Source organism: Novosphingobium sp. (genome assembly GCF_019748365.1).
Lineage (GTDB): Bacteria > Pseudomonadota > Alphaproteobacteria > Sphingomonadales > Sphingomonadaceae > Novosphingobium.
On record NZ_JAIEPN010000015.1, the window covers coordinates 19,581 to 32,756 of the forward strand.

General features: G+C 67.2%; 17 protein-coding genes. 5 read left to right on the forward strand and 12 right to left on the reverse strand.

All coding sequences use genetic code 11. The features are described 5' to 3' along the window. The 9 genes from tatC to K5Q19_RS02370 form a co-directional block, all read right to left on the reverse strand. Entirely contained in the window at positions 1-783 is a 783-nt protein-coding gene (gene tatC, locus K5Q19_RS02330; RefSeq protein WP_292940729.1) for a twin-arginine translocase subunit TatC, read from the reverse strand. Next, the gene (gene tatB, locus K5Q19_RS02335; RefSeq protein ID WP_292940688.1) at positions 783-1,235 is read right to left on the reverse strand and encodes a Sec-independent protein translocase protein TatB; all 453 of its coding nucleotides are present in this window, start codon (positions 1,233-1,235) and stop codon (positions 783-785) included. Before tatB ends, tatC begins: the two co-directional genes overlap by 1 nt. A 27-nt stretch (positions 1,236-1,262) precedes the next feature. Next, complete coding sequence (gene tatA, locus K5Q19_RS02340; protein WP_292940691.1) at positions 1,263-1,508, reverse strand: twin-arginine translocase TatA/TatE family subunit; 246 nt, start codon at positions 1,506-1,508, stop codon at positions 1,263-1,265. A 58-nt stretch (positions 1,509-1,566) separates the two neighbouring features. After that, positions 1,567-2,166: an SMC-Scp complex subunit ScpB gene (scpB, locus tag K5Q19_RS02345; RefSeq protein ID WP_292940693.1), complete on the reverse strand. Its 600-nt coding sequence runs from the start codon at positions 2,164-2,166 to the stop codon at positions 1,567-1,569. Further along, positions 2,163-2,984, reverse strand: coding sequence for a ScpA family protein (locus tag K5Q19_RS02350; RefSeq protein ID WP_292940695.1), 822 nt, complete (start codon positions 2,982-2,984; stop codon positions 2,163-2,165). Before K5Q19_RS02350 ends, scpB begins: the two co-directional genes overlap by 4 nt. Continuing rightward, complete coding sequence (gene nagZ, locus K5Q19_RS02355; protein WP_292940697.1) at positions 2,984-4,003, reverse strand: beta-N-acetylhexosaminidase; 1,020 nt, start codon at positions 4,001-4,003, stop codon at positions 2,984-2,986. Before nagZ ends, K5Q19_RS02350 begins: the two co-directional genes overlap by 1 nt. Before the next feature lie 74 nt (positions 4,004-4,077). After that, entirely contained in the window at positions 4,078-4,860 is a 783-nt protein-coding gene (locus K5Q19_RS02360; protein WP_292940700.1) for an SPOR domain-containing protein, read from the reverse strand. Between the two features lie 4 nt (positions 4,861-4,864). After that, positions 4,865-6,628: an arginine--tRNA ligase gene (gene argS / locus K5Q19_RS02365; RefSeq protein WP_292940703.1), complete on the reverse strand. Its 1,764-nt coding sequence runs from the start codon at positions 6,626-6,628 to the stop codon at positions 4,865-4,867. A gap of 44 nt (positions 6,629-6,672) precedes the next feature. Further along, positions 6,673-7,359: a hypothetical protein gene (locus K5Q19_RS02370; protein WP_292940705.1), complete on the reverse strand. Its 687-nt coding sequence runs from the start codon at positions 7,357-7,359 to the stop codon at positions 6,673-6,675. A 119-nt stretch (positions 7,360-7,478) separates the two neighbouring features. Between K5Q19_RS02370 and ispH the strand changes: the two genes are divergently transcribed. Genes ispH through rnhA form a run of 3 tightly spaced genes read left to right on the forward strand, consistent with a single transcriptional unit; the run spans position 7,479 to position 9,893 of the window. Further along, complete coding sequence (gene ispH / locus K5Q19_RS02375) at positions 7,479-8,474, forward strand: 4-hydroxy-3-methylbut-2-enyl diphosphate reductase (protein ID WP_292940708.1); 996 nt, start codon at positions 7,479-7,481, stop codon at positions 8,472-8,474. A gap of 10 nt (positions 8,475-8,484) precedes the next feature. Further along, positions 8,485-9,465: a homoserine kinase gene (thrB, locus tag K5Q19_RS02380; protein WP_292940710.1), complete on the forward strand. Its 981-nt coding sequence runs from the start codon at positions 8,485-8,487 to the stop codon at positions 9,463-9,465. A gap of 11 nt (positions 9,466-9,476) precedes the next feature. Beyond that, on the forward strand, positions 9,477-9,893 hold the full coding sequence (gene rnhA / locus K5Q19_RS02385; RefSeq protein ID WP_292940733.1) for a ribonuclease HI: 417 nt from the start codon (positions 9,477-9,479) through the stop codon (positions 9,891-9,893). Between the two features lie 12 nt (positions 9,894-9,905). Here rnhA and K5Q19_RS02390 read toward each other — a convergent pair whose 3' ends face one another. From K5Q19_RS02390 to K5Q19_RS02400, 3 genes are all read right to left on the reverse strand, one after another. After that, positions 9,906-10,091 carry a DUF1508 domain-containing protein gene (locus K5Q19_RS02390; protein WP_054123838.1) on the reverse strand — a complete coding sequence of 62 codons (186 nt, stop codon included), beginning with the start codon at positions 10,089-10,091 and terminating at the stop codon, positions 9,906-9,908. 77 nt (positions 10,092-10,168) lie between these two features. Beyond that, on the reverse strand, positions 10,169-11,284 hold the full coding sequence (locus K5Q19_RS02395; RefSeq protein WP_292940736.1) for an FAD-dependent oxidoreductase: 1,116 nt from the start codon (positions 11,282-11,284) through the stop codon (positions 10,169-10,171). A gap of 5 nt (positions 11,285-11,289) precedes the next feature. Next, entirely contained in the window at positions 11,290-12,249 is a 960-nt protein-coding gene (locus tag K5Q19_RS02400; protein WP_292940720.1) for an alpha/beta hydrolase, read from the reverse strand. A gap of 117 nt (positions 12,250-12,366) precedes the next feature. On the opposite strand from K5Q19_RS02400, the gene K5Q19_RS02405 reads away from it, so the two are divergent. Together K5Q19_RS02405 and K5Q19_RS02410 are read left to right on the forward strand one after the other, a co-directional pair. After that, positions 12,367-12,855: a prepilin peptidase gene (locus tag K5Q19_RS02405; RefSeq protein ID WP_292940723.1), complete on the forward strand. Its 489-nt coding sequence runs from the start codon at positions 12,367-12,369 to the stop codon at positions 12,853-12,855. A 58-nt stretch (positions 12,856-12,913) separates the two neighbouring features. Further along, the coding region (locus tag K5Q19_RS02410) for an SAF domain-containing protein (protein WP_365758132.1) at positions 12,914-13,176 on the forward strand (263 nt) is incomplete at its 3' end.

A 13,176-nucleotide genomic window follows, 5' to 3' on the forward strand; every position in this document is an offset into this window, starting at 1 on the left:
TCAGGCCCCCGCGGCTTCGGCCTTGGCCTTTTCCTCGGCGTCCTTCTTCTCGGCAAAGCGCATGACGACGAGCGTGCCTTCGAAGAGGATCATCAAGGGAATCGCGAGCATGAGCTGGCTCAGCACATCGGGCGGGGTGATCACCGCCGCGAGCGCGGTGATGCCGACGATCACGTAGCGCCGCGCCGCGACGAGCTGCCCGCGCGTCACAATCCCGGCGCGGTTGAGCAGCATCAGCAGCACGGGGAGCAGGAAGCTGATCCCGAAGGCGAAGATGAACTGCATCACGAGGTTGAGGTATTCCTCGATCCCCGGCAGCGCTTCGAGCTGGAGCCCTCCGCGATCGCCCTGAAAGCCGATGAACCACTTGAACGCGGTGGGCATCACGAAGAAATAGGCAAGGCATGCGCCCGCCGTGAACAGCACCGGCGTGGCCAGCAGGAACGGCAGGAACGCCTTCTTCTCCCGCGCATAGAGCCCGGGCGCGATGAACGCCCAGAGCTGGTTGGCAATCACCGGGAAGCAGACGAGAAACGCAGCGAAGAGCGAGACCTTGAGATCGACGAAGAACGCCGAATAGAGCTTGGTGTAGATCAGCTTGCCCTGCCCCGCCGGAAAGGCATGGACCAGCGGCTGGACCAGAATGGCAAGGATGCGGTCCGCAAAATAGAAGCAGGCGGCAAAGGCGATGACGAGCGCATAGACGCAGCGCAGCAGGCGGGTGCGCAGCTCGAGCAGGTGATCGAGCAGCGGGGCCTGGGTCTCGTCGATATCACTGACCATCATGCTGCGCCCCCGTTTGCACCCTCTGCAGGCCCTCGCGCGCGGGCGGGCCGTTCCGAGATGGGCAGCATTTCGCCGACGGGCGCGGGCAGCGGCTCGGTCGGCGCGACGGCCGCAACTTCAGGATCGATCGGCGCAGGCAGCGGGGTCATCAAGGGCGGCGGATCGTTCTGGTCGGCAGTCGCATCGGTGCTTTGGCCAGCGGCGGGATCAGGCGTGGGATGTGCGGCCATGATCGCAGCGTTCTGCTCCTTCCACTTGCGCTCCATCTCTTCCATCTCCGCCTCGCGGATCATGGTTTCGATACCGGCGCGGAAGTGGCCGGAAACGCGGCGGATCTTGCCGATCCACCGCCCGGCGGTGCGCAGTGCGAGCGGCAGGTCCTTGGGACCGATGACGATGATCGCCACGATCACGACGAGGAGCATCTCGTCTGGCGCAATGCCGAACATCGTTTCAGGCCTGAGGTGTCAGCAGGATCAGGCGGCGGGGCCGGAGCCGGTCTGCTCAGGCTGGACAGCCGGCTGCGCCGGGGCCACAGGCTGCTGCTGGATCTGCGCCGGCGGCTGGACGAGCGGCGTCTCCGCCCCCTCGCTCATGCCCTGCTTGAAGCTTTTGATACCCTTGCCGAAATCGCCCATCATCTCGGAAATGCGGCCACGGCCGAAGAGGATGAGGACGACCAGCGCCAGAATGATCAGATGCGGAAGGGACAGAGCGCCCATGGGTAATCTCCTTTATGCCCCTGCAGATAGGACATCTCGCACGAAACTGCCAGCAAGCTCACGCAGATTCGTCAAGCTCGGATGCACCAACGTCTTCCCCGTCCGGTTCTTCATCCGGCTCACCGGCGAACACCGCCTCGACCGGATCGAGCAAGCCTGCCGCACGCAGTTCCTCGATCCCCGGCAGATCGCGGCGCGATTCGAGGCCGAAATGGGCGAGGAACGCGGGGGTTGTCGCGTAGATCGTCGGGCGGCCCGGGCCTTCGCGGCGGCCCGCAACCTTGATCCAGCCCGCTTCCATCAGCACGTCGAGCGTGCCCTTGGCGGTCTGCACGCCGCGGATCGCCTCGATCTCGGCGCGGCTGACGGGTTCGTGATAGGCGATGATCGCCAGCGCCTCGGTCGCCGCGCGCGAAAGCCGGCGCACGTCCTCGCGCTCGCGGCGCAGGAGATGCGCGAGATCGGGCGAGGTCTGGAAGTGCCAGCGGTCCCCGCGCAGGACGAGTTCGATACCGCGCCCGGCATAGTGTGCGGCCAAGGCGACGAGTGCCGCCTCCACACCTTCCGCGCCGCCAAGATGGCGCGACAGCTCTTCCGCCGTCATCGGCGCTTCGGCTGCGAACAGCGCCGCCTCGACCGCGCGTTCGACTTCGTTCATGCGGCAGTCCGCCGCAGGAGGAGCGGGGCGAAAGTCGCGTCCTGCGCGAGTTCGACCTTGCCCTGCTTGGCAAGCTCCAGCGCCGCCACGAAGCTGGAGGCGAGCGCCGAACGGGCAAGGCGCGGATCGGCGCTGTCGTCTTGCGGCGGAAGGAAGCTGGTGAGTGCGGTCCAGTCGATCGCCATCCCGATCAGCGCCTCGACCCGCGCGATGGCGGCTTCCAGCGTCATCACCGGGCGCGCGCGCACCATGTGGACCACCGGGCGGTTGCGATGCTGGACGTGGCCATAGGCCTGCATCAGCGCAAAGAGATCGCAGTGCCAGCGCACCTGCCGATCGACGAGCAGGCCCTCCGGCGCACCGCGCGCGAAAACATCGCGGCCGAGCCGGTCCCGCGCCATGAGCCGCGCGCCGGCCTCGCGCATCGCGCCGAGGCGCTGGAGGCGCAGCTGCAGGCGCAGCGCGAGTTCCTCGGGGCTCGGCTGCACTTCGGGATCGCGCGGCAGGAGCAGGAGCGACTTGAGCCACGCAAGCCAGGCCGCCATGACGAGGTAGTCCGCCGCCAGTTCCAGCCGCTGCGCCCCCGCGCGCTCGACGAAGCCGAGATACTGATCCACCAGCGCGAGGATCGAAATCTTGCGCAAGTCCACCTTCTGCCGCCGCGCCAGATCGAGCAGGAGGTGGAGCGGCCCTTCCCAGCCATCGATGGTGAGCGTCAGCGTGTCGGCCGCATCGGCACGCGCCTCGGGCGGGACATCGAGCGGGGTGTCGTCCCAGTCGTCGCCAACAAGCGGCGCGGCAAGGGCGGTTTCCTCCATCACGCGGCGAGGGCCAGCAGCCTGTCGCGCGTCTCGGTGCGCTCGGCCTGCCGTGCGAGATCAACCGGCGCGCTGAAATCACCGGTTGCGGCGAGCGCGCGTTCGAGCCGGGCGGCGGTTTCGGCGGACATCGGCGCGAGCGCCTGCGCGATGCCGACCATGTCATCCATCTTTGCCCAGCAATTGAGCGCGATGTCGCAGCCCGCAGCCTGCGCGCGCGCCGCCCGGTCAGGCACTGCGCCGCCGAGCGCCTGCATGTCGAGATCGTCGGTAAGGAGCAGGCCCTCGAAGCCGATGCGGGTGCGGATCACGTCGCGGATCACGGTGGACGAGAGTGTGGCCGGGTTCTCGTCGTCCCAAGCGATGTAGCGCACGTGGGCCGTCATGCCGATCAGGCTGTCCTTGAGGCTGCGGAAGGGGGCGATGTCGGTTTCAAGCTCAGCATCGCCTGCGGTGACGGTGGGCAGTTCCTTGTGGCTGTCCACCCCGGCGCGGCCATGGCCGGGGATATGCTTGATCACGCCGGCCACGCCTGCGCGCGCGAGGCCTTCGAGCATGGCGCGGCCAAGTGCCGCGACGCGCAGCGGCTCATGCCCCAAGGCGCGGTCGCCGATCACATCGTGCGCGCCTTCCTGCCGCACATCGAGCAGCGGCAGGCAATCGACGCTGATCCCTGCTTCAGCCAGATCGAGCCCCAGCGCTTCTGCATGCGCCCGTGCCGCTTCGATCGCGCTGATCGGGGCGCGTTCGTAGAGCCGGTCGAACGCCGCGCCGGGGGGATAGGCGGCCCAAACCGGCGGCTTCATTCGCGCGACACGGCCGCCTTCCTGATCGATGCAGATGAAGGTGCGCTCCCGCCCATGGAGCGCGCGCAGTTCGTCGGTCAGCGCGCGGAGCTGCGTGCGGCTTTCGACATTGCGGCCAAACAGGATGTAGCCCGCCGGATCACAATCGCGGAAGAAAGCGCGCTCGTCTTCGCTGAGTGTGAGGCCCGACAGGCCGAAGATCGCGGGGAGCATGGGGCAAGGGTTTGCGCAAAGCCCGCCCCCGGCGCAAGGCCGGGAGCTGCGGATCGCGGGGGAAAAACGCTAGTTCAGCGCTTCACCTGGCACTTGAGGCCACCCGCCTGCAGCTTGGCGCAAAGCGCATTGGCGGCGGCGAGATCGCCCGCCACGGCCTGCAGGCGGAACACGGTCGCCATGTCGGCCTTGCCTTCGACCACGCGGTGCGAGAGGCCGGATAGCGCGTCGTGAGCCGCGACGAGCTTGGACCATGCCATTTCGGCCGATGCCGCTGTCGAGAATGCGCCGACCTGCACGCCAACGCCGCCTGATGCAGGGGCCGCCGGTGCCGATGCAGACGCCGCTACCGAGGGCTTTGGCGTGGAGGCAGGTGTCGCTGCAGGGGCCGCAGCACTGCCGGCGAGGTTGGCGACGGGCTTCTCGCCCTCGCTCACCTTGAAGCTGGCATCGCCGGTGCCTTCGAAGGTCTTGCCGCCGGGATCCTTGGGCGCGATCTTGTAGGGCTCCTTTTCGGCGGCGATCAGGCTGCCATCGGCGGCGGCATTGCCGGCGTTCCGATGCGAGACCCAGTAGATCCCGCCAACCAACGCCGCCAGCAGCAGGGCCGCCAGCACGCCGAAGCCGATCATGCGGCTGTTGCCTTCCGCCGGCTCGTCGAAATCGACGTCATCGGCGCTTTCGAGCCAGGGCAGGCGTTCCTCGTCGCCTAGGGCGAGGCGATCGCCCTGGCCGCTTATCGCGTCATGCGCCTCGTCTGCCGCGTGCTCGGCCGCTTCCCCCCATGCCGCCGGATTGATCGGCATGCCGGTGTTCTCGTCCCCTTCGCCGGTCCCCTCGGCTCCGCTGATAACCATCGCGTCAAAGCTCCTCGGCGGCCTCTACGCCCAGCAAGGCCAAACCGTTCTTTACCACTTGCCCGATTTGTGAGGCGAGGAAAAGCCGCGCCGAGGTCAGCGCCGCATCCTGTGCCACAATGAAGCGCTTGTCCGGCCGGTCGTTCCCGACGTTCCAGTAGGCGTGGAACCCGGCAGCGAGGTCATAGAGGAAGAACGCCACCCGATGCGGCTCGCGCGCGGCGGCGGCACTTTCGACCACACGCGGGAACTGCGCGGCAAGTTTGACGAGGCCCAGTTCCTCCGTGCCGAGCAGCGCGACATGCTCCGGCGCGGGCGCAAAGCCTTCCGCCGCCCCCTTGCGCAAGGTGGAATGGATGCGCGCGTGGGCATACTGGACATAGAACACCGGATTGTCCTTCGAGGCTTCGACCACCTTGTCGAAATCGAAGTCCATCTGCGCATCGGGCTTGCGGGTGAGCATGGTGAAGCGCACCACGTCCTTGCCGACCATTTCTACGACATCGGCGAGCGTGACGAAATTGCCTGCGCGCTTCGACATCTTGAACGGCTGGCCGCCCTTCATCAGCTGGACCATCTGGACCAGCTTGATCTCGAAGGGCTTGGGCGCGGCCCCGTCGGCGCTGGTCAGCGCGGCGACGGCGGCCTTGATCCGCTTGACCGTCCCGGCATGGTCCGCGCCCCAGATATCGACGAGCGCGTCCGCCGCCTGCGCCTTCTGGAAGTGATAGGCAAGGTCGGCGCCGAAATAGGTCCAGGCGCCGTTCGATTTCTTGATCGGGCGGTCCTGATCGTCGCCGAACCTGGTCGACCGGAACAGCGGCAGTGCCACCGGCTCCCAGTCCTCGGGCGTCTTGCCCTTGGGCGCTTCAAGCTCGCCGTCATAGACAAGGTCATGCGCGCGCAGCCATGCTTCAGCCGCATCGACCTTGCCCGAGGCCTGAAGTTCGGCTTCGGAAGAGAACAGGTCGTGATGGATGCCCAGCGTGGCGAGATCGGCACGGATCATGTCCATCATCGCGGCGACGGCGCGCGTGCGGAACAGCACGAGCCAGCCTGCCTCGGGCGCCTTTGCATACTTGTCACCGAATTCGGCGGCGAGTGCCTGCCCGACCGGCACGAGATATTCGCCCGGATAGAGCCCTTCGGGCACCGCGCCGACATCCTCGCCCAGCGCCTCGCGGTACCGCAGGTGGACCGAGCGGGCGAGCACATCGACCTGCGCGCCGGCATCGTTGACGTAGTATTCGCGCGTGACCCGGTGCCCCGCAAACTCGAGCAGGCTGGCGAGCGCATCGCCCACCACCGCGCCGCGGCAGTGGCCCATATGCATCGGGCCGGTGGGGTTGGCCGAGACGTATTCGACGTTGACCATCGTGCCGCCGCCCACGGCCGAGCGACCATAATCGCCAGCCCTTGCGGCGATCAGCGCCAGCTCGGCCAGCCACGCGCTGTCCGCCAGCCGCAGGTTGATGAAGCCCGGCCCGGCAATCTCCGCTGAAGCGACGCGCGGCTCCTTGGCCAGTTCCTCGACCAGCAGCGCGGCGAGCGCGCGTGGATTGGTGCCGGCGGGTTTGGCCAGCACCATCGCGGCGTTCGTCGAGATATCGCCGTGGCTCGCCTCACGCGGCGGCTCGCAGGTCACCCCGCTTCGCGCGAGGCCCTCGGGCAGCGAACCGGCGGCGACGAGCGCATCGAGCGCGCGGTCGATCACACCGGCAAAATCGGCGAAGAGGGGAAGAGCGGCGGGTTTTGCAGTCTCGGTCATGAGCGCGCCGTTAGCCCAAGCGCGCGCAAGAGGGAATGCCTAGCCTAGCGCGTGGCGTTGTACGCCAGTTGCGTTTCGGTCAGCTGGAAGCCAACGACGAGCTCGAAGCTCGCCTTGGCAAGCGCGGTGCGCACTTCGGGCAGCGCGAGCGGATCGGTGGCGGCGTCCGCCTGACCGGCCTTGCGCTTCTTGTTGAGCAGCTTGCGCACGTTCGCGGGCAGCGTTGCCTCGGAGCGGTCAACGGTCGAGCCGGCACGGGCGGTGGCCTGCGCGCGGTCCTGCCCATCGGCGAAATCGAGCGTGACCGAGCCGAGCCGCTTGGCAATCACGACATTGCCGCCGCGCATCACGGCCGAGAAATACGGGAGCACCACCCGGCGCGCGCCGCGCGTATCGCTGCGGCGGGCGAAGACATCGAAGGTCGCCTGGGTGGAAAGCTCGGTCTGGCCCTTGGCATCATCGCAGGTGCTGCGCAGGTTGGTGATCGACGCGGTCAAGTCAATCGCGCCCGCATCGGTACGGCCCGGCGCGGTGAACAGCGTGATATCGCCGGTCATGTCGGGAATTTCGACCAGCGGGCACGGGCTGCGCAGCGCGGTGACGCCGACGCTGTCGTCCACCACCAGTTCGCCGCCGCCGCTCTTGCAGGCGCCCAGCGTACCCATGAGGGCCAGCGCAGCCAGCGGAGCGAGACGCCGGAAGGAAGCAGGACGAAAGGCGGACGGGGTCATTCAGGCATCCTCGGGCAGCGTAGAGCGCATCCTCTAGCCACCGCATTCCTGCGGCGCAATGCTGCTTACCCCTCGCGGCGGCTTTGCGTGAGAGCGCCCCCCTGCTAAGGTCGCCCGTGATGACCACCACCGCACCGACTTCACCCGCCCCCGCGCAGACCGGCAATACCCCGAACGGCCTTGCCCCGCTCAAGCTGCTGATCGCCGCCCCGCGCGGTTTCTGCGCCGGGGTAGACCGCGCGATCGAGATCGTCGAGCGCGCGCTCGACCGGTTCGGCGAGCCGGTCTACGTTCGCCACGAAATCGTCCACAACCGCTTCGTGGTCGAAGGGCTCAAGGCCAAGGGCGCGGTCTTTGTCGAAGAACTCGATGAAGTGCCCGATGGCAAGCCCGTGGTCTTTTCCGCGCATGGTGCGCCCAAGGTGGTGCCCGCCGCCGCCACCGAGCGCGGGCTCGACTGGCTGGATGCAACCTGCCCGCTCGTCAGCAAGGTCCACCGCCAGGCCGAACGGCATGTCACGGCGGGGCGGCACATCCTTTTCGTCGGACACAAGGGCCATCCGGAAGTGATCGGCACGATGGGCCAGGTGCCCGATGGCTCGATCACGCTGGTGGAGACGCTGGAGGATGTGGAAGCGCTGGATTTCCCGGCCGGCACGCCGCTCGCCTTCCTGACCCAGACGACGCTTTCGGTCGACGACACGCGCGAGATCGTGGCCGCGCTGCGGACGCGCTTTCCCGAGATCGCGGGGCCCCGCGCCGAGGATATCTGCTACGCCACATCGAACCGGCAGGCGGCGGTGAAGGCGATCGCCGAGCGCTGCGATCTGCTGCTGGTGATCGGCGCGCCCAACAGTTCCAATTCGCTGCGCCTTGTCGAAGTGGCCGAGCGCGAGGGGACACCGGCGCGGCTGATCCAGCGTGGAGCCGAGATCGATCCGGCATGGCTGGCGAATGTCGAGACGCTTGGCCTCACCGCCGGGGCGTCTGCACCCGAAGTGCTGGTGCGGGAAGTGGTCGAGCGGCTGCGCGAATGGCGCGCGGTGGAAGAGGAAACCGTGACCACCACGGTCGAGAACATGGTGTTCAAGCTGCCGCGCCAGCTGACGGACTGAAGCAGGCTCCATGGCAGTCTACACCCACCTCGGCGCGGAGGAGATGTCCGCGCTGATCGCTCGCTTTGATGTCGGCACGCTGGTTTCGGCCAAGGGAATCGCCGAGGGTGTTTCCAACAGCAACTGGCTGCTGGAAACCACGGGTCGCGATGGAGCAGGTGCGCGCTTCATCCTGACGATGTATGAGTTCCGTATCGAGCTTGCGGACCTGCCCTATTTCCTCTCGCTGCTCGATCATCTGGCGGCAAAGGGCTGCCCGGTGCCGCGCACGATCCACGATCGGGAGGGGAACCTCTATGTGACGCGCCCCGGCCCGAGTGGCGACAAGGCGCTCGCGCTGATCGAGTATCTGCCGGGGGTTTCGGTGAGCACGCCGACAGCCGGGCAGGCGCGCGCGGTGGGCGCGGAGCTGGCGCGGCTGCATCTGGCGGCGGCTGATTTCCCCGGCGTTCGTGCCAATGACATGGGCGTGGCGGAATGGCAGCGGCTGGCCGCAGCCTGCGGTGCGGACGGCCTTGCGCGGATCAATCCGGAACTGGCCCGGATCGTGGCGGACGAATTGCCACGCCTTGCCGCCGATTGGCCGCAGGGCCTGCCCTCCGGCGTCATCCACGCCGACCTGTTTCCGGACAACGTGCTGATGCTGGGCAACAAGGTGACGGGCCTGATCGACTTCTACTTCGCCTGCAACGATATCATCGCCTACGATCTCGCCGTCACTCATGTCGCGTGGTGCTTCGACAAGGACGACCGGTTCTGTGCCGATATCTCGGCAGCGCTGATCGAAGGCTATGAAAGCGTCCGCCCGCTGAGCGCCGAGGAGCGCGCCGCGCTGCCGCTGCTGGGCCAGGGCGCGGCGATGCGCTTTGCCATGAGCCGCGCGTGGGACTGGCTCAACACCCCGGCAGACGCGCTCGTCACGCCCAAGGATCCGATGGGGCCGGCCCGGCGGCTGGGGTTCTACAAGGCAAACCCGGACGTCTTCGCGTGAAGCACGTGCAAATGTTCACCGACGGGGCCTGCAAGGGCAATCCCGGCAAGGGCGGCTGGGGCGCGCTGCTGCGCATGGGCGAGGCCGAGAAGGAACTTTCGGGCAGCGAGCGCGAAACGACCAACAACCGCATGGAACTGATGGCGGCGATCAAGGGGCTTGAGGCGCTGAAGCAGCCTTGCAAGGTCACACTCCACACAGACAGCCGCTACGTGCTCGACGGGATCACCAAATGGGTGTTCGGCTGGCAGAAGAAGGGCTGGAAGACCGCCGACAACAAGCCGGTGAAGAACGAGGACTTGTGGCGCGCGCTGATCGCTGCAGCGCGCCCGCACACGATCGAATGGGTCTGGGTGAAAGGCCACGACGGCCACCCGGAGAACGAGCGTGTCGACAAGCTCGCCAGTGACGCGGCCATAGCAGCCTGAGGGCGTGACGCCTCAGTCGTCGGTGGTGGTGTCGACCACTTCGGCGCCGGGGCCGTTCTTCAGCACCGACTCGATGGCGTTCTTCGCGCTGGCCTTCGACTTGTAGCCCTCGGTCCAGAAAATCGTCTCGGCGTTATGGCAGAAATAGGCGACGAACTCGCCCGCCTTGTTCTTCCGGATCTCGAAACGGTGCGCCATGGCTTTAACTCTCCCTGGTAAGACTACCTAAACCGTCTTTACCACGCGGTGACCTTGTTGGGAGTCCGAAATGCCGCCTAGGCCGTGAAACGCGCGGGCGAGTAGAACGACGCGTCGAGGCCTTGCGTCATTGCGTCGCGCGGGAGGCCGAGCAGGAGCTGTGCGCCGAGCCGGGCGGCAGCCGGCGCGGTCTGGATGCCGATGCCGCCTTGGCCGACAAACCAGAACAGGCCCTCGCGCACGGGATCGAAGCCATAAACCGGCAGCCGGTCCGGCGCGAACGATCGCAGCCCGGCCCAGCGTCGTTCGAGCGCCCGCACTTTCCAGTCGACCGCCTGCTCCATCCGGTCGATCGCCATCGCGATGTCGAGCTCTTCGGGCGCCGCATCGCGCGGCACGTCGGGCGTCTCGTCGTGCGGGGAAAGCCAGAGGCGGTCACCCTGCGGGCGGAAGTAGAAATCCTCGTCGAAGCTCAGCGTGAGCGGGAGCGTCGGTGGCGGTGCCGGATCTATGCGCAGCTGAACCATCGAGCGGCGCTTTGGCTGGATCCCGAGCGGCGCTGCCCCGGCCAGCCCGGCCACGGTATCGGCCCAGGCGCCCGCCGCATTCACCAGCAGCGCAGCACGAGCCTCACCCTGTCCGGCCGCCCCGCTCCAGGCCAACGACCAGCTGCCGCCAGTGCGTTCGGCATGATCGAGCCGCGCGCGCACGCGCAGCACGCTGCCCGCCTTGCGCGCGGCGGCAAGGTAATGCTGGTGCATCGCGGCGACGTCGATATCGGCGCATTCCGGTTCCCACGCACCGATGATCCATTCAGGCCGCAGACCGGGCACGATCTGCTCAAGCCGCGCGCGGCCGATCAGTTCGACCCGCGCCCCGGCAGTTTCGAACGCTGCGAGGAAGCTTTCAGCCGTGGCGCGATGATCCTCGCGCCCGATATGCAGCCCGCCGCGCGCGCTCAGAAAACCGTGTTCGGCGAGCCATGGCCCCGAAGCGGACGTCAGCGGATAGATCTTCGGGCCGCCAAGCGTCTCGTGCCAGAACGCGGCCGAGCGGCCGGTGGTGTGATAGCCCGGCGTATCCTCCGCCTCGATCAGCAGCACGCGGGCATGCGGCGCGCACTCGGCAGCAAGGCTGGAGCCGGCCATGCCGGCGCCAACGATGGCGATATCAAAGACGTCCGCTGCGGTCATGGAGCTCAAGCCGTCTTTGCCGGAACCGCGCGATCGAGGAAGCTGGTGATCGCGGCCATGACCTGCCGACGGACCGGATCAGCCTCGCGCAGCAATTCGTGGCGCGCTTCGGCCCCCCACGCCACCAGTTCGCCGCGCGGAAGGCGATCGGCCGCCTGCTCGATGGCGGGCCACGAGACCAGCGCATCCTTCTTGGCGGCAAGCACCAGCACGGGCGCCGTGACGGCTTCGAGCACGCCCGGCGCGCGCAAGGCTTCGATCGAGGCCGCCGCGCGCTCTACCCAGCGCCAGCTGGCCGGGCCGATCTCGAGCGCAGGCCGCGCCGCGCGCCACCACAGCTCGTCCGAATAGCGGTCCGCATCGTGGGTCAGCAGGTCGATACGATCATCGCTGTCGGACCCGGGCTTCTCGCTGGCCTGCCATGCCATGCGCTCCGGGTTGCCGATCCAGCACATGATCTTTCCATAGATTTGCTGAACAAGCTGCGGAATCGCCGTGACGAATCCGAGCATGGGCGCGCTGAGCACAACGGCATCCGGGCTTGCCGCCCCCTCTGCCACGGCGCGCAAAACCAGATGTCCGCCCATCGAATGACCGACCAGAACATGGGGTCCGGGGGTGGTGCGCACCCAGTCCGCCCACAATGCGCGAAGGTCGGCAATCCAGATCGAGAAATCGGCAATGTCACCGACCAGCGGGTTTGCCGTCATGCGTCCGGAAGCCCCCTGCCCGCGCCAGTCGGCAGCACTCACATCCCAGCCTGCCGCAGACCATTCCGCCAGTGTTTCCAGATACTTCTCATAGAAATCGGCACGTCCGGGCATGAACAGGATCGACCCGCGCGGCGCCTTGTCTGCCGGCGGTTCGAAGCGGATGCGGCGAACCTCGTGACCATCGGGCAAGGCCCAGCGCCATTCCCGTGCGGAGGCGGGAATCGTCCGCCTGACATCGCAGGAACCGTCCATCCCTGAACTCAACCCGACACTCCTGTCACAACGCTGTCGCGGCATCCGCAAATGCGCGGAACTGCGGCGCTTGTTTGGTTACCGTTTGGTAAGTGATTGTCCCGTATGAGACCCCTCATGCAGGGAACTCACATCGTTTACGGACTGGTCGGGGCCTTGGCAATCGCACTCACGATTGCCGCGATCACCGATATTCGCCGCCGCCAGATCGACAACTGGCTGAATGCCGCCATTGCTGCGGGTGCGCCCCTGTTCTGGTGGGCATCGGGCCTGGCGCTTTGGCCGGGGGTCGCGCTCCAGCTTGGCCTCGCGGTGGTCACCTTCTTCGTCCTCGCCGGGCTCTTCGCGCTGAAGGCCATGGGCGGTGGCGACGTCAAGCTCCTCACGGCGCTGGCGCTGTGGATGCCGGTGCTGCTGTTCCTGAAGCTGCTGGTCATCATGGCGCTCGCAGGGGGCGTGCTGACCATCACGATGGGCATGTGGCACATCGCGCGGCGCCAGAAGGACAAGCTCAAGATCCCCTACGGCATCGCCATCGCGACCGCAGGACTCTGGATCATCACCACCACCGATTGGAGCGCTCTGAACGCCGTTGCGGCGGGCTGACGCTATCTTAACCATTTTGCCCGAATGATGCGGGCGGATTAACGGCAGGATTGAAGCCATGGACAGGAAGAAGCTGTTGCTGCTGGTAGGGGCGCTGATCGTGGCGATCGGCACGGCCTTTGCTGCCAGGAGCCTGTTTGCGGGCGCCGCATCGCCGCAGGCAGCTGCCGCCGCGAAGGTGCAGATGGGCGCCAAGGTGCTCGTCGCCAACCGCGCGCTCCCGGCCGGCACGATCATCACGGCAGACGCCATGGGCTATCAGCCCTGGCCGAAGGACCTTGTCCAGGACGTCTACTTCACCGAAGACAAGACCGACATGTC

What these genes read in the sequence shown, in the direction of transcription:
- tatC (WP_292940729.1), bottom strand. Translation starts at nt 783, where the DNA reads ATGGTCAGTGATATCGACGAGACCCAGGCCCCGCTGCTCGATCACCTG.
- tatB (WP_292940688.1), bottom strand. Translation starts at nt 1,235, where the DNA reads ATGTTCGGCATTGCGCCAGACGAGATGCTCCTCGTCGTGATCGTGGCG.
- tatA (WP_292940691.1), bottom strand. Translation starts at nt 1,508, where the DNA reads ATGGGCGCTCTGTCCCTTCCGCATCTGATCATTCTGGCGCTGGTCGTC.
- scpB (WP_292940693.1), bottom strand. Translation starts at nt 2,166, where the DNA reads ATGAACGAAGTCGAACGCGCGGTCGAGGCGGCGCTGTTCGCAGCCGAA.
- K5Q19_RS02350 (WP_292940695.1), bottom strand. Translation starts at nt 2,984, where the DNA reads ATGGAGGAAACCGCCCTTGCCGCGCCGCTTGTTGGCGACGACTGGGAC.
- nagZ (WP_292940697.1), bottom strand. Translation starts at nt 4,003, where the DNA reads ATGCTCCCCGCGATCTTCGGCCTGTCGGGCCTCACACTCAGCGAAGAC.
- K5Q19_RS02360 (WP_292940700.1), bottom strand. Translation starts at nt 4,860, where the DNA reads ATGGTTATCAGCGGAGCCGAGGGGACCGGCGAAGGGGACGAGAACACC.
- argS (WP_292940703.1), bottom strand. Translation starts at nt 6,628, where the DNA reads ATGACCGAGACTGCAAAACCCGCCGCTCTTCCCCTCTTCGCCGATTTT.
- K5Q19_RS02370 (WP_292940705.1), bottom strand. Translation starts at nt 7,359, where the DNA reads ATGACCCCGTCCGCCTTTCGTCCTGCTTCCTTCCGGCGTCTCGCTCCG.
- ispH (WP_292940708.1), top strand. Translation starts at nt 7,479, where the DNA reads ATGACCACCACCGCACCGACTTCACCCGCCCCCGCGCAGACCGGCAAT.
- thrB (WP_292940710.1), top strand. Translation starts at nt 8,485, where the DNA reads ATGGCAGTCTACACCCACCTCGGCGCGGAGGAGATGTCCGCGCTGATC.
- rnhA (WP_292940733.1), top strand. Translation starts at nt 9,477, where the DNA reads ATGTTCACCGACGGGGCCTGCAAGGGCAATCCCGGCAAGGGCGGCTGG.
- K5Q19_RS02390 (WP_054123838.1), bottom strand. Translation starts at nt 10,091, where the DNA reads ATGGCGCACCGTTTCGAGATCCGGAAGAACAAGGCGGGCGAGTTCGTC.
- K5Q19_RS02395 (WP_292940736.1), bottom strand. Translation starts at nt 11,284, where the DNA reads ATGACCGCAGCGGACGTCTTTGATATCGCCATCGTTGGCGCCGGCATG.
- K5Q19_RS02400 (WP_292940720.1), bottom strand. Translation starts at nt 12,249, where the DNA reads ATGGACGGTTCCTGCGATGTCAGGCGGACGATTCCCGCCTCCGCACGG.
- K5Q19_RS02405 (WP_292940723.1), top strand. Translation starts at nt 12,367, where the DNA reads ATGCAGGGAACTCACATCGTTTACGGACTGGTCGGGGCCTTGGCAATC.